Annotated in this window: 12 protein-coding genes; 7 read left to right on the top strand and 5 right to left on the bottom strand. The window is 48.8% G+C overall.

Features of this window, described 5'->3' with window-relative positions; genetic code table 11:
- Positions 1-91: 91 nt before the first annotated feature.
- Positions 92-2,293 (bottom strand): response regulator, encoded by a 2,202-nt coding sequence (locus VM802_RS24015; RefSeq protein WP_325535412.1) that lies wholly within the window; start codon positions 2,291-2,293, stop codon positions 92-94.
- Positions 2,294-2,438: 145 nt separating this feature from the next.
- Complete coding sequence (locus VM802_RS24010; RefSeq protein ID WP_325535410.1) at positions 2,439-3,134, bottom strand: LytR/AlgR family response regulator transcription factor; 696 nt, start codon at positions 3,132-3,134, stop codon at positions 2,439-2,441.
- 107 nt (positions 3,135-3,241) lie between these two features.
- On the opposite strand from VM802_RS24010, the gene VM802_RS24005 reads away from it, so the two are divergent.
- From VM802_RS24005 to VM802_RS23985, 5 genes are all read left to right on the top strand, one after another.
- Positions 3,242-3,556: a DUF6660 family protein gene (locus VM802_RS24005; RefSeq protein WP_325535408.1), complete on the top strand. Its 315-nt coding sequence runs from the start codon at positions 3,242-3,244 to the stop codon at positions 3,554-3,556.
- Between the two features lie 96 nt (positions 3,557-3,652).
- A complete protein-coding gene (locus VM802_RS24000) occupies positions 3,653-6,784 on the top strand; it encodes an efflux RND transporter permease subunit (protein ID WP_325535406.1) in 3,132 nt (1,043 codons plus the stop codon).
- A complete protein-coding gene (locus VM802_RS23995) occupies positions 6,781-8,019 on the top strand; it encodes a TolC family protein (protein ID WP_325535404.1) in 1,239 nt (412 codons plus the stop codon). The genes VM802_RS24000 and VM802_RS23995 overlap by 4 nt, the downstream gene beginning before the upstream one ends.
- An 11-nt stretch (positions 8,020-8,030) precedes the next feature.
- Positions 8,031-9,200 (top strand): efflux RND transporter periplasmic adaptor subunit, encoded by a 1,170-nt coding sequence (locus VM802_RS23990; protein WP_325535402.1) that lies wholly within the window; start codon positions 8,031-8,033, stop codon positions 9,198-9,200.
- Between the two features lie 111 nt (positions 9,201-9,311).
- Positions 9,312-10,949 carry a hypothetical protein gene (locus VM802_RS23985; RefSeq protein WP_325535400.1) on the top strand — a complete coding sequence of 546 codons (1,638 nt, stop codon included), beginning with the start codon at positions 9,312-9,314 and terminating at the stop codon, positions 10,947-10,949.
- Here the strand turns inward: VM802_RS23985 and nfi are convergent.
- Genes nfi through VM802_RS23970 form a run of 3 tightly spaced genes read right to left on the bottom strand, consistent with a single transcriptional unit; the run spans position 10,946 to position 13,562 of the window.
- A complete protein-coding gene (gene nfi / locus VM802_RS23980; protein ID WP_325535398.1) occupies positions 10,946-11,641 on the bottom strand; it encodes a deoxyribonuclease V in 696 nt (231 codons plus the stop codon). The genes VM802_RS23985 and nfi overlap by 4 nt on opposite strands.
- The gene (locus VM802_RS23975; protein WP_325535396.1) at positions 11,641-12,840 is read right to left on the bottom strand and encodes a DUF763 domain-containing protein; all 1,200 of its coding nucleotides are present in this window, start codon (positions 12,838-12,840) and stop codon (positions 11,641-11,643) included. Before VM802_RS23975 ends, nfi begins: the two co-directional genes overlap by 1 nt.
- Before the next feature lie 2 nt (positions 12,841-12,842).
- The gene (locus VM802_RS23970; RefSeq protein ID WP_325535394.1) at positions 12,843-13,562 is read right to left on the bottom strand and encodes an MgtC/SapB family protein; all 720 of its coding nucleotides are present in this window, start codon (positions 13,560-13,562) and stop codon (positions 12,843-12,845) included.
- A 67-nt stretch (positions 13,563-13,629) separates the two neighbouring features.
- On the opposite strand from VM802_RS23970, the gene VM802_RS23965 reads away from it, so the two are divergent.
- Both VM802_RS23965 and VM802_RS23960 read left to right on the top strand, forming a co-directional pair.
- Entirely contained in the window at positions 13,630-13,824 is a 195-nt protein-coding gene (locus tag VM802_RS23965; protein WP_325535392.1) for a hypothetical protein, read from the top strand.
- 281 nt (positions 13,825-14,105) lie between these two features.
- Positions 14,106-15,454: ABC transporter transmembrane domain-containing protein (locus VM802_RS23960; protein ID WP_325535390.1), on the top strand; the 1,349-nt coding region annotated here is incomplete at its 3' end.

The following is a 15,454-nucleotide window of genomic DNA, read 5'->3' as shown; positions in this document are numbered from 1 at the left end:
AAAATAAGCTACATATTGAGGGCTATCCGGTACGTTTCGGTGAACAGGGAATTAGTGTCGTTGAACAGGGAAAAATGTACGTTAATCACCTTCAGATAATTATCTCTATCGCTGCCTGAATTGCTTGTAAACACTGGATTTTCAGTGATTTAAACATTTCTTTAACATTTGAAGTGTTGTAGTGTTGTTCATCGGTTTGTTCCAGTTGATCGAGCAGCGGATACAGATGTGTTTCGAGTCCGATAAAGGAAACAGTAGTCTTCAGATTATGTGCAGTTGCACGTATGCTCGCAACATCATTCTGGTCGATAGCATGCTTTAATTGTGAAAGGTCCTCCGGCAGCTGGGAAACAAACTGCTCCAGCATAGTTTTTTCAAAAGCCCTGTCTCCTTTGGATAACTGCTGAAGATATTGCATATTGATAAGATGTGAAGAGCCATTTACCGACGCAGCAGAAGGATGAACCGGCAACGATTCATGCGTGGCAAACTTTCCTGTATATACCTGTATCATACGATGCAGCGCCTCTTCGTCTATAGGCTTGGAAATATATTCATTCATGCCCATCTGCAGGCATTTTTCCCGCTCACCAGCCATAGCATGAGCAGTCATGGCAATGACGGGTATATTGGAGTGAAGGCCCTGTCTTATCTGTTGTATGGTAGTATAGCCATCCATTTCAGGCATCTGTATATCCATGAGCAGCAGATCGAAATGCTGTTTCTCCATAGCCTGCAACGCTTCCCGGCCATTGTTCACCACTTTGTATTGCAGCTGCCAGTTGCTCAGCAGATGACGCAGCAGATCCTGATTCATCCTGTTATCTTCCGCTACCAGTAGCCATATATCAGGAGAGAGCGGAAGAGGCTGATTATCGGCATGACGGTTATCGTCGTTATCAGGCAGCAGTTCACCCAGCGTATAAGGTAGCTCTACCTTAAATGTGGTACCTGAACCGGGTTTGCTCTCCACTGAAACAAAACCATTCTGTAAGTCAATCAACTGCTTTACAATAGTAAGACCCAGGCCTGTACCGCCGTATCTGCGTGTGGCAGAGGCCTCTGCCTGATGAAAGCGGTCGAAGATGCTGTTCAGTTTGGAGGGTTCTATACCAATCCCCGTATCCCTGACGGTGAACAATATACGAACCTCATTTCCTTCACCCCATATCTTCGCGATGTGTATGTTTACTTCCCCTTCATCCGTGAATTTGATAGCATTATTCGTAAGGTTTACGAGTACCTGCATCAGACGCATGGCGTCGCCATAGAGCAGATCAGGTACCTCGTCATCTGTCTGGATATTCAGGTGCAGTTGCTTTTCCTCAGCTTTGTTGGCAAACATCATGTAAAGGGAATGCAGGATGCCGCGCAGACTGAAAGAAGCCGGTTCTATGCGCATCATACCAGATTCTATCTTGGATATGTCCAGTATGTCATTGATAATGTCCAGTAGGTTTTGTCCGGCGCCGGCAATAGCCCCTACATATTCTTTCGATTTCTCTGTCAGGGGTTGCGCCTGCAACAATTTAGTGAAGCCGATCACCGCATTCATCGGTGTACGGATCTCATGGCTCATATTCGCCAGGAACTGATCCTTCACTGCAGTAAGCTTCTGTTCCTGCTGTCGCGAGGCATCCAGCGCCTCTATCAGCTGCTCTTGTTTATGTATACGGCTCGTGATATAAAGGAAGGCGAGGAGACTGGAAAGACAGGCAAAAAAAACAAGTACAGTGCCCCAGCTTTGTGCCTTCTGGCCGCTGGTATCGATGAGGTGGGTAGTACGGTTGATCTCTGTTTGCCGCGTGGTATCCAGCTGATGAAGGATGCTGGTGATCGCCTCTGTCAACCGCTTGCCTTTGTGGTTGTTGATCATTTTCTCCGCAGCACTTTTACCCTCACTGTAAAAGGTGTCCAGCACCAGTATATTGAAACTGTTCTTTTCATCTACCAGGTAGTTGAGCTGCGTCAGCAGTTTCTCTGTGCTGTCGTTCTTTACTATCTTATTGATCTCTTTCAGATCAGCCTTTATCATGGCAATATCCGCTTCTATACCCACAATGTGCAAGGTATCCTTTGAGATAACGGCGCCGCGCACTTTGCTGTCTGTTCTGGCGATGTTGGTTTGCAGTTTCTGTAGCTCGTTCTTCACATTCAGCTCCTGCAGGAGCTGCTCATTGCCGGAGATCAGCTTGCGGATATTTTTGGCGGAATTAAACTGCAGCACAACAAATAAGATCATACCGGTGATAAACAGGCCGAGGAGATAATATTTAATTCTTTTTGGCTGCATGTCAGTTATAGCAAGCTATTTAATACAATATAAACGCAGTTCCGGGAAAGCCGGTTCAAAATACGATAATATTAATGTCCGCTTCTAACTTATGGTCCAACAGGCATAAGCTATCGGTCAAAAAGGATAAATCGTCGTTAAGGCATCAGAGAAGGTTAAGTTTATTGTTCAGCGCCGTTCTGTAGGTATCTGCTACGGGAATAGCGTTTTTCTGGATGATGATATTGCCGTCTTCAATAGCCTCAATTTTATCCAGTGCCACGATATAGGAGCGATGTACGCGCATGAACCGTGACGGCGGCAGCTTTTCCTCCAGTGCCTTCAACGTGGAGTGGATAGCATGGAACTTCTGTAAGGTATGCAGTTTTACGTAGTCGCCCATCGCTTCCATGAACAGGATCTCTTCCGTACGTATCCGCTTCAGTGAACCGTTGTCGCGGATGAAAATAAATTCCGTATCAGAAACCTGGTATTCGTCGTTACTGCTTTCGAGAATTTCCTTGGCTTTCTCAATGGCCTGGATGAAGCGTGCAGGATTAACAGGTTTGATGAGATAGTCTGCCACATTCAGTTCAAAGGCTTCTACGGCGTAATCCTTTTTTACAGTGGTGAAGATGATAACCGGACGTTTCTTTCCAAGGTTCCTGGTAAGTTCCAGACCGCTCATACCGGGCATTTCAATATCCAGCAACAATACATCGATCTTTTCCTTCTGGAGGAGATTATACGCCTCCATTGCGCTGCTGCATTCTCCTGCTACATGCAGCTGGTCCACATGGCTGGCAAGTTGTTTCATGGCGGTGCGGGCCATTTTGTTGTCGTCTACGATCAGGCAGTTCATGCGGCTAATTTAACAACAAACCATAACATAATACAAGCACCGCGCACGCAACGGGGATGCAGTTTTTGTTCGATGGGGTATGCAGATTAAGTTTTACATTTGTAGTCATGAAATGGCTCGTATACATAATGAGTTTCTACATCCTGGTGCTGTCGTGCATTCCATGTCACGATGCTACTGCGGCTGCAGGAAAAGATACGGTTACCATTTCCACCCTGGCTGCACATACAGATCATGAATCGCAGCCGGATGCCTGCTCGCCGCTCTGCATATGCAGCTGCTGCAATGTACAGGTTACACCGGTTAGTACCGTTGTATATCATTTTTATCATCAGCGCATCATGATCGCCTTCCCCGCGCTGCCTTTAGCCCCGCTTCCCGCTGCTGCAGATAATATCTGGCAACCTCCCCGTTTAGGTTAATATTCGTTTTTACCCATGGTCCGACTGTGCCCTGAAATGCCATCCTACGGCAGCTTTGTGGCTATGCGCGTCTTTATTAATCTATATTAACCAATCATGCTGGATAAAATTATTCGTTTCTCGATCAGGAACAAACTGATTGTGGGAATACTGACATTGGGCCTCATCGTCTGGGGTATCTTCTCACTAACACGGCTACCCGTAGATGCGGTACCGGATATTACCAATAATCAGGTGCAGGTGATTACACTGTCGCCTTCACTGGCAGCCCAGGAGGTAGAGCGCCTGATCACCTTCCCGATAGAACAAAGTATGGCCGTGATCCCCGAGCTGAAAGAAGTACGCTCTATATCGCGCTTCGGCCTGTCTGTAGTAACCGTGGTGTTTCATGATGATGTGAACATCTACTGGGCCAGGCAACAGGTAAATGAGAAGCTGGGAGAGGCTAAATCCAATATACCACCGGGTATCGGCTCCCCGGAGATGTCGCCCGTCTCCAGCGGCCTGGGAGAGATCTATCAATATGTAGTGCATCCCAAAAAAGGCTACGAAAACAAATACGATGCCCGCGAGCTGCGCACCGTACAGGATTGGTATGTACGCCGCCAGCTGCTGGGTACGCCGGGTGTGGCGGAAGTAAATAGCTTCGGCGGATTGCTGAAGCAATACGAAGTGGCACTGAATCCCGATAAACTCAGAAGTTATAACTTAAGCATTACAGATGTATTCAGCGCACTGGAAAAGAATAACCAGAATACCGGCGGCGCGTACATCGACAAACAACCCAGTGCTTATTTCATCCGCAGTGAAGGGTTGATAGGGTCATTATCGGATATAGAAAGGATTGTGGTGAAGAACACCCCGAACGGCGTACCTGTGCTGATACGGGACATCGCTGCAGTACGGTTGGGCAGCGCCAACCGTTACGGCGCGCTTACCCGGAATGCAGATGGAGAAGCCGTTGGCGGTATTGTGATGATGCTGAAGGGCAGCAACTCCAACGATGTGGTGAAAGCGGTGAAAACACGCATGGAACAGATCCGTAAAACATTGCCCGAAGGCGTGGAAGTAGAACCATTCCTGGACCGCAGCGGATTTGTAGGCAGGGCCATCGGTACTGTAGAAAAGAACCTGGTAGAAGGTGCGCTCATTGTAATATTTGTGCTGGTACTGTTCCTCGGTAATCTGCGTGCAGGACTGATCGTAGCCTCTGTTATCCCGCTGGCCATGCTCTTCGCCATCGCCATGATGCAATTGTTTGGCGTGTCAGGCAACCTGATGAGCCTGGGGGCCATTGACTTCGGACTGATCGTGGACGGCGCAGTGATCATTGTGGAAGCAACACTGCATCATCTCACCGGTAGAAGCAAAGGCGGAGGAATACTGCGGTTGTCGCAACGGGAAATGGACGACGAGGTATATGGTGCTGCCATTAAGATACGAAGTACCGCGGCTTTCGGCGAGATCATCATTCTCATTGTATACCTGCCTATACTGGCACTGGTGGGCATTGAAGGGAAAATGTTCCGGCCGATGGCGCAGACAGTTTCCTTCGCCATACTTGGCGCATTCATATTATCACTGACTTATGTGCCGATGATGTCCGCTCTGTTCCTCAACAAAAAAATCAGTAATAAGGTAACCGTGGCCGACCGCATCATGAACTTCTTTCATCGTATATACGATCCCGTTATCAAGGCGGCATTACGCGTGAAACTCCTTGTTGTGGGTAGTGCCATAGCACTCTTCGTCGTGTCGTTGCTGATATTCACCAGGATGGGTGGCGAATTCATCCCAACCCTGGAAGAAGGAGACTTCGCAGTGGAAACAAGACTGCTCACCGGCAGCTCCCTGTCAGAGACAATAGATAAAGTAAGCAAGGCTTCCGATATACTGTTGAAGCAATTCCCGGAGGTAAAGGAAGTAATCGGTAAAATAGGCGCAGCCGAAATCCCGACAGACCCCATGCCAATGGAGTCCTGCGACCTGACCATCTTACTGAAGCCAAAGAAAGAATGGACCAGTGCCTCCAGCAGGGAAGAACTGGCCAACAAGATGCAGGAAGCACTGGAAACGATTCCTGGTGTGACTTTCGGCTTCTCGCAACCCATACAGCTGCGTTTCAATGAGCTGATATCCGGCGTACGGCAGGATGTAGGTATCAAAATATTCGGAGAAGACCTCCCTACACTGGCTTCGCTGGCGCAGAAGGTCGGTGCTGTCGTGAATCGTACAAACGGCGCCAAAGACCTGTACCTGGAACAGATTGAAGGGTTGCAGCAGATCGTGGTGTCCATTGATCGTGATAAGGTGGCACAGTACGGACTGGACATCTCCACCATCAACCAGGCCATCAATACCGCTTTTGCAGGGCAAAGCGCCGGGCTGGTATATGAAGGGGAAAAACGGTTTGACCTTGTGGTAAGGCTCGATCAGCAGAGCCGCAAAGACATCAGGGATGTGCAGGACCTGTACATCACTACACCCTCCGGCAACCAGGTGCCATTGCAACAACTGGCTAAAGTGGAACTGGCCACCGGTCCTAACCAGATACAGCGTGAAGACGCCAAACGGCGTATCATAGTAGGTTTCAACGTACGTGGGCGCGACATCGCCAGCGTCGTAAAAGATATAGAAACAGCTATTGATAAAGAGATAAAAATGCCCCCCGGTTATTTCATCAGGTATGGCGGCCAGTTTGAGAATTTGCAGGAAGCAAATAAACGTTTAGGCATCGCTGTACCCATCGCATTACTGCTCATTTTTGCGCTGCTCTACTTCACGTTCAGCTCTGTGAAGCAGTCGCTGCTCATCTTCACCGCCATACCTATGGCTGCTATCGGCGGCGTGTTTGCATTGCTGCTGCGTGGCCTGCCCTTCAGTATTTCGGCGGGTGTGGGCTTTATTGCGCTGTTTGGGGTAGCGGTGCTGAATGGTATTGTGCTCATCGGCGAGTTTAACCGGCTGAAGAAAGATGGTCTAACCAATCTGAACGATATCGTGCTAAAGGGAACGGCTATACGATTACGGCCGGTGCTGATGACTGCAACCGTAGCATCGCTGGGCTTCCTGCCAATGGCGCTGGCCACCAGCGCGGGCGCAGAAGTACAACGTCCGCTGGCAACTGTAGTCATAGGCGGCCTTATCACATCCACTTTGTTAACCCTCCTCGTGTTACCCTGTCTCTATATCTATTTCGAGAAAGGGTTCAAAAAAAATAAATCATGAACACAAAGATTATCATAATCATCGGGCTGCTATTTCCTATAGCAGCTTTTTCGCAGAGCCAGCCGCTTAGCATGGAACAGGCGGTACAAGTGGCGCTGCAACAGAATAAAGGACTAAAATCGGCCGACGCCTCCGTGGCTTATTACCGCGGTCTTACACGTACCAGCGGTGAGCTGCCTAAAACGCAGGTAGGACTGCAATACGGACAAAACAACAGTTACGCGAACGACAATAACTTCTCTGTATCGCAATCCATACCGTTCCCCACTTTGTTCGGCGCTAAAAAGCAGCTGAATGAAGCCCAGGTGGAAAGCGCCGTTTGGCAAAAAGCCACTACGCAGAACGACCTTATTTACCAGGTAAAACAAACTTACATACAGCTGCTGTATCTGCGTGAGTTGAGGACGTTGCTGACCCGCCAGGATTCACTGTTCACCAGTTTTGAGCGTACAGCCGATCTGCGGTACAGGACCGGGGAAAGCAGGATGCTGGAGAAAACCGCTGCCACTGGCAGATTGCAGGAAGTCCGCAACCTGCTCAGGCAGAACCAGGCTGACGAAAAAATCTATATGGCCAGGCTGCAATCACTACTGGGAAGTACAGAATCCGTGGATATAACGGGAACGGATATACCGGAAACCGTCTTCCAGGCGCCGCAGGATTCTGTCGCCATCAGTGATAACCCGCAGCTGCATTACCTCCGCCAGCAAGTGACTATCGCAGACCGGCAGAAGAAAGTATACAGCGCAGCCATTTTGCCCGACATCACAGTGGGCTACTTTAACCAGACGCTCATCGGTATGGCGCTGAATGCATCTGGAAGCCCGCTGGCCACCGGAAGCAACCGTTTTCAGGGATTCCAGGTAGGAGTGGCACTGCCATTGTGGCTGGGACCAATGAAAGCCAGGGTGAAAGCGGAAGAAAAGCAGCAACAGGCAGCCAGCCTGGCGTTCGATAATAGCCAGCTGGTACTGCAAAATCAATACAGACAGGCGGTACAGCAGTTCGTGAAGTTCCGCAGCAGCCTGGATTATTATCACGCTACCGCATTACCCAACGCCGATCTGCTGTTGCAGCAGGCAACAAAATCGTATACCAGTGGCGACATTGGCTATGCCGAATATTTCCTGAACCTGGAGCAGGTATTGAATGTGCGCCAGGGCTATCTGCAGGCAAGAAATGATATTAAACAGGCCGAATTATATATAGCTTATTTGTCTGGCCGTCAACGCTAAAAATTACTACTATGTTATCTGTCAAAAAACATATATCCGTATACGTTATACTGCCGGCAATAATGCTGGGCATGGCATCCTGCGGCAGCAAGAAAGCAACGCCGGCAAAGGAAGAAACCACAAAGCATGAAGAGTCGCCCAATACCGTGGAGTTGACCGCAGCACAGTTCAAAATGGCTGATATTACTTTTGGCGCACCCGAACAACGCCAGATCAGCGGCGCCATGAAAGTGAACGGTTCCCTGGATGTACCGCCGCAGCAGGCCGTAAGCGTTTCAGTACCTATGGGCGGCTTTATCAAGAACACCAACCTGTTACAGGGAATGCCGGTAAAGAAAGGACAAGTGATCGCCGTGCTGGAGAACATGGACTACATCCAGTTACAACAGGACTACCTCGATGCCAGAAGCCAGCTGGAATACGCTGTAGTGGAATATGAGCGCCAGCAGGCATTGGCAAAGGAAAATGTAAATGCACTGAAAACCTTGCAACAGGCGCGTGCCGCCTGGCAATCACTACAGGCTAAAGAAAAAGGGCTGAAAGAAAAATTATCACTCATTAATATCAATATCGCTTCGCTGGAGAAAGGCAATATCCAGCGCACCGTCAATGTATATGCACCTATCAGCGGTTACGTCACACAAGTAAATGTAAACCTCGGACAGTTTGTAAATCCTACAGACATCCTTTTCAGAATTGTAAATACGGAGCATCTCCATGCCGAACTAACCGTGTTTGAAAAAGACATACCGAAGCTGAAAATAGGGCAGAAGGTGGTCTTTACGCTGGCCAATGAAGGTACACAACGCACCGCCACCGTACACCTGATTGGCCGCGAAATCAGCCCGGAACGTACCGTAAGGGTACATTGCCATCTCGATAAGGAAGATACGCAGCTGCTGCCAGGCACATACCTGCAGGCCATGATAGAAACCGGCGCCGCCAACGTAAAAGCATTGCCCGAATCTGCCGTAGTCAGCTATGAAAACAAATCCTATGTCTTTGTAAAAGACAAAACGGTAGACAGCACACATTTCTTTACAATGTTGGAAGTACAACCCGGCAACCGCGAACAGGGATTTACGGAAGTAACTTTCGCTAAAGACGAACCAAAAGAAGTGGTGATTAAAGGCGCATATGATCTGCTGGCGAAGATGAAGAACAGCGGTGAAGAAGAATAAGAAAAAAAAGTACCTGTAAGCGTTTCAGCAGTAGTAGCTAAACGCTTACAGGTAAAAATCATATTATTATTAGTTATTATTCATATATTTGAGAATAATAACTAATATGTGATGAAACTTTACCGATTGATAGTGTTGGTATGTGGTATAGGAATGAGCACTGCATTGCAGGCACAGGTACCAATAGTGACATTGAGCCCATCATTTGAAGAACCCGGAGACGGCTGGGATAAACTGATACAGCTGAAGAATGGGAATACAGTTCATATGCATTTCGCTAAAAAGGGCGGTATACAGGTAGCTGTATATAATCCTGGACGGGAGCTCATTGCAACAGATTCTGTAGCCGGCAGGCAATGGAATGCAGCCGATATGGAGACCACAGAGATCGACGGCATCTTTGAAATAAAAGGACAACCAGTGATCTTCCTGCAACAACAGGTAAAAGACACACCGGTATTTTACAGATTGATACTGGACCCAAAAACAGGCGGATTGCTGCGTGAAGACAAACTGGGAGAACTGACCACCGTCCGGCACCGCAGCGTTTACGCCCGGGAAAACCTGGCATCGCACGACTGCTACGTAGAAAAGGATCAACGCAGCGATCACTACGCAGTAGCATTGTTCTCTGGCGCAGAGATACAACCACAGGACAGTATCCGCCAGCGTATAAAGATCATGCACTTCTCACCGGAGCATGAGCTGATCAATACAGGATGGTATTATCTCCAGGATACTTCGTATTGCTATTTCAGTTACATCAGCATGACGGTGGACGGACCTGACAAAGTGTATATGGGTACCGTAGGCTTCAACGCCAAACGTACCGGCACCGCTCCACAGTCGAAAGTAATATTTTCTATGCTGTCCAGAGACTCCGCAAGCTTCGCTCACCACCTGCCTGACTACACGGCAGATTTCGGCGACGTAAGCGGGCAAATCCGGATAATGCCCTCAGGGAAAGAAGTGGGCATGTGGCTCAACGTACCTGCTGCAAAAGTGGCTGGCGGTAGCGGTATTTACTATAATCTGTTTCTTACCTCCAGCGGAAAGCTGCGAAAGCATACACAGTTGTCTTTCCCTGAATTGTCGCGCAATACACAAATGTTCCTTGAGTACAAGGAAGATTATAAAGGTGCACCACAACGTATAATACTAAATGAAGACGGTACTGCCACACTGTTACTGGAAAGCCTGACCCGTTTTAAACAAGGGAATACACAAGTGAACAGGCTGCATACCAATCTTGGCGACTTAGGCATCACCACGCTGGACACCGCGGGCCGGGAAAGCACCACCATCGCACTTTCCAAGTACCAGGTGATTACCGGTATCAGTGAGCCTTTTTTGCTTGAGCGCCGCAACAAAAGCGAGTGGGTGTTCAGAAACAAAATAGCAGCCATCAATACCAATACTTATCTTTCATACGACTACATCACCATACCGCAGGCATCGTTTGTACTCTTCAATGATTACCTGCAGTACCTCGATACAGGTGGACAGGATAAAACGCGCAAACCGTTGAAGTACGCTTCAGACGCTAACTTCGTTTGTTACCGTTTCTACAGCAACAAAATGGAAAGACTATTCCTCTTCGGTAATCCGGAAGTTTCCAAAGGCTATTACTGCATGATGGGGGCATCAGATTACAATGCGCAGAAACGTGTATACGCCACTGTTATGATCACAAGAAAGGGGACTGATAAGCAGGAAAAGAAAGCCTGTATTGCATGGATACAGTTCTAGGCTCCCGCTGGCGTATAACCCGCCGGCAGCGTACCTAAGCGGAACTGGTTAACTGCATTATGTGCAAGGCGCGTAGGTTCAGGCAGGCGGTATTTCACCACGCAGCTACGTATGATCCGGAGACTGTCGTCCACATCAATCAGATGTCCCGGCGATACAAAGATCGGCTTCACCTTTGGCTTGCTACGGAGTACATAACCCAACAAGCCGCCCTGTTTGTCTTTCAACGGTGCATAGTCGCCGGCGTTGGGTCCCGGTTCTTCAAAGGCGCCGTATAACTTTTTCTTGGCGCTGCCAATAGTCCGCTGCCCGGCCAGTACGCCAAAATGTGAGGCAATACCCATGCGCCGCGGATGCGCAATACCATGACCATCTACCACCAATACATCCGGTTTCTGCGGCAATTGCTGCCAGGCATCCAGTAAGGCGGGCGCCTCCCGGAAGGCCAGGAAGCCGGGGACATAAGGAAAAGTTACCTCTTTTTCTACCAGGCTGTAGCCAACAGGCGTCAGCTCCGGATAACGCATCAGCACAATGCCTGCATACACCGTAGTACTGAATTTATTGAATGAGATGTCTGCACCTGCGATGTAATTTACCGGACCATGGAAAGGGGTAGTGATGACTTCTTCGCGAAGCACTTTCTGTATTTGCGTAGCTTCCGTTACGCTGAGTTCATTGTAGTTTATCATCAGAATAGTGTTAATTGCTCGCCGTCTTTAGGTTTGGTTGCCTTGCCAAAAACGATTCTGCCACCGTATTGCCAGGAGTTACGGCGTTCCTGTGCAACTACTTTATCAAAATTGGTGTTGGGTACAAAATCTTTTTCTATATCCTGTGCGAGCTGTGTCAGTCTCCGGATAGCTTCTCTTTTTTCAGACATGCCTACCTTCGCCTTTTCCAGCGCATCTCTCAGCGTATGAATTGTTTCATCATAAGTATTTACCGGAACAGGGAAGGGGTGACCATCTTTGCCGCCATGTGCAAAAGAAAAACGGGCAGGGTCTTCAAAGCGGGACGGCGTACCGTGTATCACTTCACTGACAAGGGTGAGCGATTGTAACGTTCTCGGGCCTACACCCTCCAGCATCAGGAACGATTCAAAGCTGGCGGGGCGGGTATCATGCGCCAGGGCCAGTACGCTACCCAGTCTTTTGAGGTTCACATTTTCAGCGCGCACATCATGATGAGTGGGCATTATAATATTACGGATCTCCGGCAGCAGGTGCGCAGGCTTCTCATTCAGCAGCTGCAGGATGCCGCCCTGTGTGGGCAATGCATCCTTGTCAGTAAGATTGAGTATCAGGCCCTGGCTGCGGCCGTAAATGAAAGTATGCGGAGATTCCGTGTAAGAGTCGAATGCAGAGGAATGCCAGTGGTAGCGACGGGCCATACTGCTCGCATCATTCATCCCCTGTTGTACCACCGCCCATTCTCCTTCATCAGAAACAATAAAGGAATGCAGGTATAGCTGGAAGCCGTCCTGGATCGCGGTATTGTCTACCTTGGCCGTGAGCTTGCTGCTACGTACCAGCTGCTCGCCGGGCAACCCGGTTTTAGCTGCGATGGCCATCAGCTCTGCGGGCGTTTCCCGGCTGTAGCGGCCTTTACCTCCGCAAATATAAATGCCCAGCTCCCTGGAACGCGGATTCACCGCCTTCTTCAAAGCACCCATGACACTCGTGGTAATGCCCGACGAATGCCAGTCCATGCCCAGCACACAACCCAGCGACTGAAACCAGCATGGATCACTCAGCCTCCTGATCACCTCCCCCTTGCCATAGTCTGTAGCAACGGCTTCTACGATGGCGCCGCCCAGTAAGCTCATGCGCTTCGCAAGCCAGGGCGGTACATGACCGTAGTGCAAGGGCATATCTGCATAAGAAGCCATGATTAAAAAGGATTGGTTTGAACCTGGTATTGAAAAACATCTTTATTCTGTAGCAAAAAATCATCTAATTGTTCCATTTTGCTACGGTGACCACGCACAACATAGTTCACTTCTATCAGATGCTCTTTCCGGAGAATAAGCATGCGCTTGAATTTTAACTCAAAACGCTCTAAAGTCTGTTCTACATCGAATTGTGGCGCTTTGTCTTCATAGAAGTATATCGTGTACAGCCGTTTATCACTAACTAAGGCGATCCATTTTTCTACAATCTCCATGGCCAGCAATACGAGAAGAGCGCCCACCAGCGCGGTAAATGCCAGTACATACTGGCTCATGCCTACTGCCATGCCGAGTGCGGCAGCTATCCAGATAGCCGCTGCCGTAGTCACCCCATCGATGGTGTAATCACCTTTGAAGATAACGCCGGCGCCTATGAAACCCACACCCGTAAGGATGTTGGAGGCAATGCGGTCCGGGCTGCTGGGATAACCCATTTCGGCCGACAGGATCGTGAACACCGCACTGCTTACACAAATAAGCGTCATGGTACGCATGCCTGCCGCCTTTCGCTTATACTCCCGTTCAAGCCCAATGGCAGCGCCTATCAGCAGGGAAAGCAGGATTTTCAGCACCTGGTCTTCAGAAATGATCTCGTATATGTGTTTCATCAGAAAAAGATCTCCTGTTACAAATGTAAGGGTTGGCACAATTCTTTCCTTCATTGGGTGTATATCCAACCGGAACTGCCAGCTATCAGCTGATAGTTCTTAATGATAAAAATTCTTTTTTATGAAACCATTCCTATATAAAATCCTGATGTCAGTTTGCCTGGCTGGGATGTTAAGCGTGTTCCTTTTCGCATGCAACAGCTCTAAAGAGGCTACCGACGCCGACTCCGCTGCCATTGCCATGCCAAAGGTAGATACCGTAAGCGCCATGCCCGTGGATACCACCATCACCCGGCCCGATACATCGCGGCATTAGCACATCAAACACCGCCGGGAGCCATTAATCCGGGAGAAGATTCTTCCCGCTACGGTTCCAACCCTGGCGACTCGTCCAAACACAGACACTAAAACCGTGATCTGTTTGACTTTTATGATTATTATGATAAGCGATAGATATTCAATCAATAATCTACTACTCATTCATAATCTACGCTCATGGCTTCGCTCATCATAATAATCATAAAAATCAAATAAATCACAGTTCAGACAATATATTTGCATCCTTATCGTCTCCACAGTTAGAAAGATTATATCCTGATGCAAAACGACACCAATAACACCAACGACATTAGCAAAAGCACCGCAACACCCACACCCAGGCCTCCCCTGAAAATATCCGCTCTCAGGAAGACATTCCGCCTGTTCAAGTATGTAAAGCCCTACTGGTTTGAATTTACACTCGGTTTCACATTCCTGCTGGTTTCCAGCCTGGCCGGACTGGCCTTCCCAAAACTGCTGGGAGAGCTGGTAGACCCTAAAAGCAAAACCGATCTGCTGCACGGCCTGAACCGGGCAGGCGTAATGCTGCTCGCTGTACTGGTAGGACAATCCATTTTCTCGTTCTTCAGGATCGTATTGTTTGTAAATGTTACGGAAAAGACATTGGCCTCATTACGACAGACCATATACAGCCACCTGATCAAGCTGCCCATGAAGTTTTTCCTGGAAAGGAGAGTAGGTGAGCTGAGCAGCCGTATCTCTTCAGACATCTCCCTGTTACAGGAAACCTTTACCACCACACTGGCGGAATTTATCCGGCAGATGATCATCATCGTGGGTGGTATTACTATCCTGCTAATCACCTCCTGGAAGCTCACCGCATTTATGCTGGCCATCTTGCCGGTGATGATGGTCGGGGCCGTGATATTCGGAAAGTTTATCCGCCGCTTTTCCAAACAGGTGCAGGAGCAGGTGGCTGCTGCCAACACCGTAGTGGAAGAAACCCTCCAGGGTATCCTCAACGTAAAAGCATTTGCAAATGAATTCTTTGAAATAGGCCGCTACCGCCAACGCACCAACGAAGCAGCCAGGATTGGCATGAAAGGTGGTAAATTCCGAGGCGCCTTTTCTTCGTTCATCATACTGGGGATCTTCGGCGCTCTCGTAGCTGTGATCTGGCGTGGCGTCTCCATGGGCATGAACACGCCGTCGCTGATCTCATTTGTATTGTACTCTGTCTTTATCGGCGGCTCTATCGCAGGGTTGGCGGAAATATATACCAATCTGCAGAAGAGCATAGGCGCAACGGAACACTTGCTCGAAATCCTGGATGAACCGGAGGAGCAGATTGCAGATACACAGGAGATCGCACCTGAAAATCAGTTGAACGGCCAGATCCGCTTCAGTCACGTTTCATTTCATTATCCTTCTCGTCCTGACCTTACTATTATGAATGACGTATCGTTTGACGTAAGCCCGGATCAGAAAGTAGCATTGGTGGGTCCCAGCGGCGCAGGGAAAAGCACCGTGGTATCTTTGCTGCTGCGTCTCTACGACCCGGTAAATGGACATATCTCATTCGACGGCAAGCCGGCAGCAGCTATTCCATTGACAGCCCTGCGTTCGCAGATGGCCGTAGTACCGCAGGATGTATTCCTCTTTGGAGG

The organism is Chitinophaga sp., from assembly GCF_035538455.1.
GTDB lineage: Bacteria > Bacteroidota > Bacteroidia > Chitinophagales > Chitinophagaceae > Chitinophaga.
Note: the sequence above shows the minus strand (reverse complement) of the source record. Positions and strands in the feature narration are given on the sequence as shown.

Coding starts and splice junctions, on each gene's coding strand:
- VM802_RS24015 (WP_325535412.1), bottom strand. CDS start 2,293: ATGCAGCCAAAAAGAATTAAATATTATCTCCTCGGCCTGTTTATCACC.
- VM802_RS24010 (WP_325535410.1), bottom strand. CDS start 3,134: ATGAACTGCCTGATCGTAGACGACAACAAAATGGCCCGCACCGCCATG.
- VM802_RS24005 (WP_325535408.1), top strand. CDS start 3,242: ATGAAATGGCTCGTATACATAATGAGTTTCTACATCCTGGTGCTGTCG.
- VM802_RS24000 (WP_325535406.1), top strand. CDS start 3,653: ATGCTGGATAAAATTATTCGTTTCTCGATCAGGAACAAACTGATTGTG.
- VM802_RS23995 (WP_325535404.1), top strand. CDS start 6,781: ATGAACACAAAGATTATCATAATCATCGGGCTGCTATTTCCTATAGCA.
- VM802_RS23990 (WP_325535402.1), top strand. CDS start 8,031: ATGTTATCTGTCAAAAAACATATATCCGTATACGTTATACTGCCGGCA.
- VM802_RS23985 (WP_325535400.1), top strand. CDS start 9,312: ATGAAACTTTACCGATTGATAGTGTTGGTATGTGGTATAGGAATGAGC.
- nfi (WP_325535398.1), bottom strand. CDS start 11,641: ATGATAAACTACAATGAACTCAGCGTAACGGAAGCTACGCAAATACAG.
- VM802_RS23975 (WP_325535396.1), bottom strand. CDS start 12,840: ATGGCTTCTTATGCAGATATGCCCTTGCACTACGGTCATGTACCGCCC.
- VM802_RS23970 (WP_325535394.1), bottom strand. CDS start 13,562: ATGAAGGAAAGAATTGTGCCAACCCTTACATTTGTAACAGGAGATCTT.
- VM802_RS23965 (WP_325535392.1), top strand. CDS start 13,630: ATGAAACCATTCCTATATAAAATCCTGATGTCAGTTTGCCTGGCTGGG.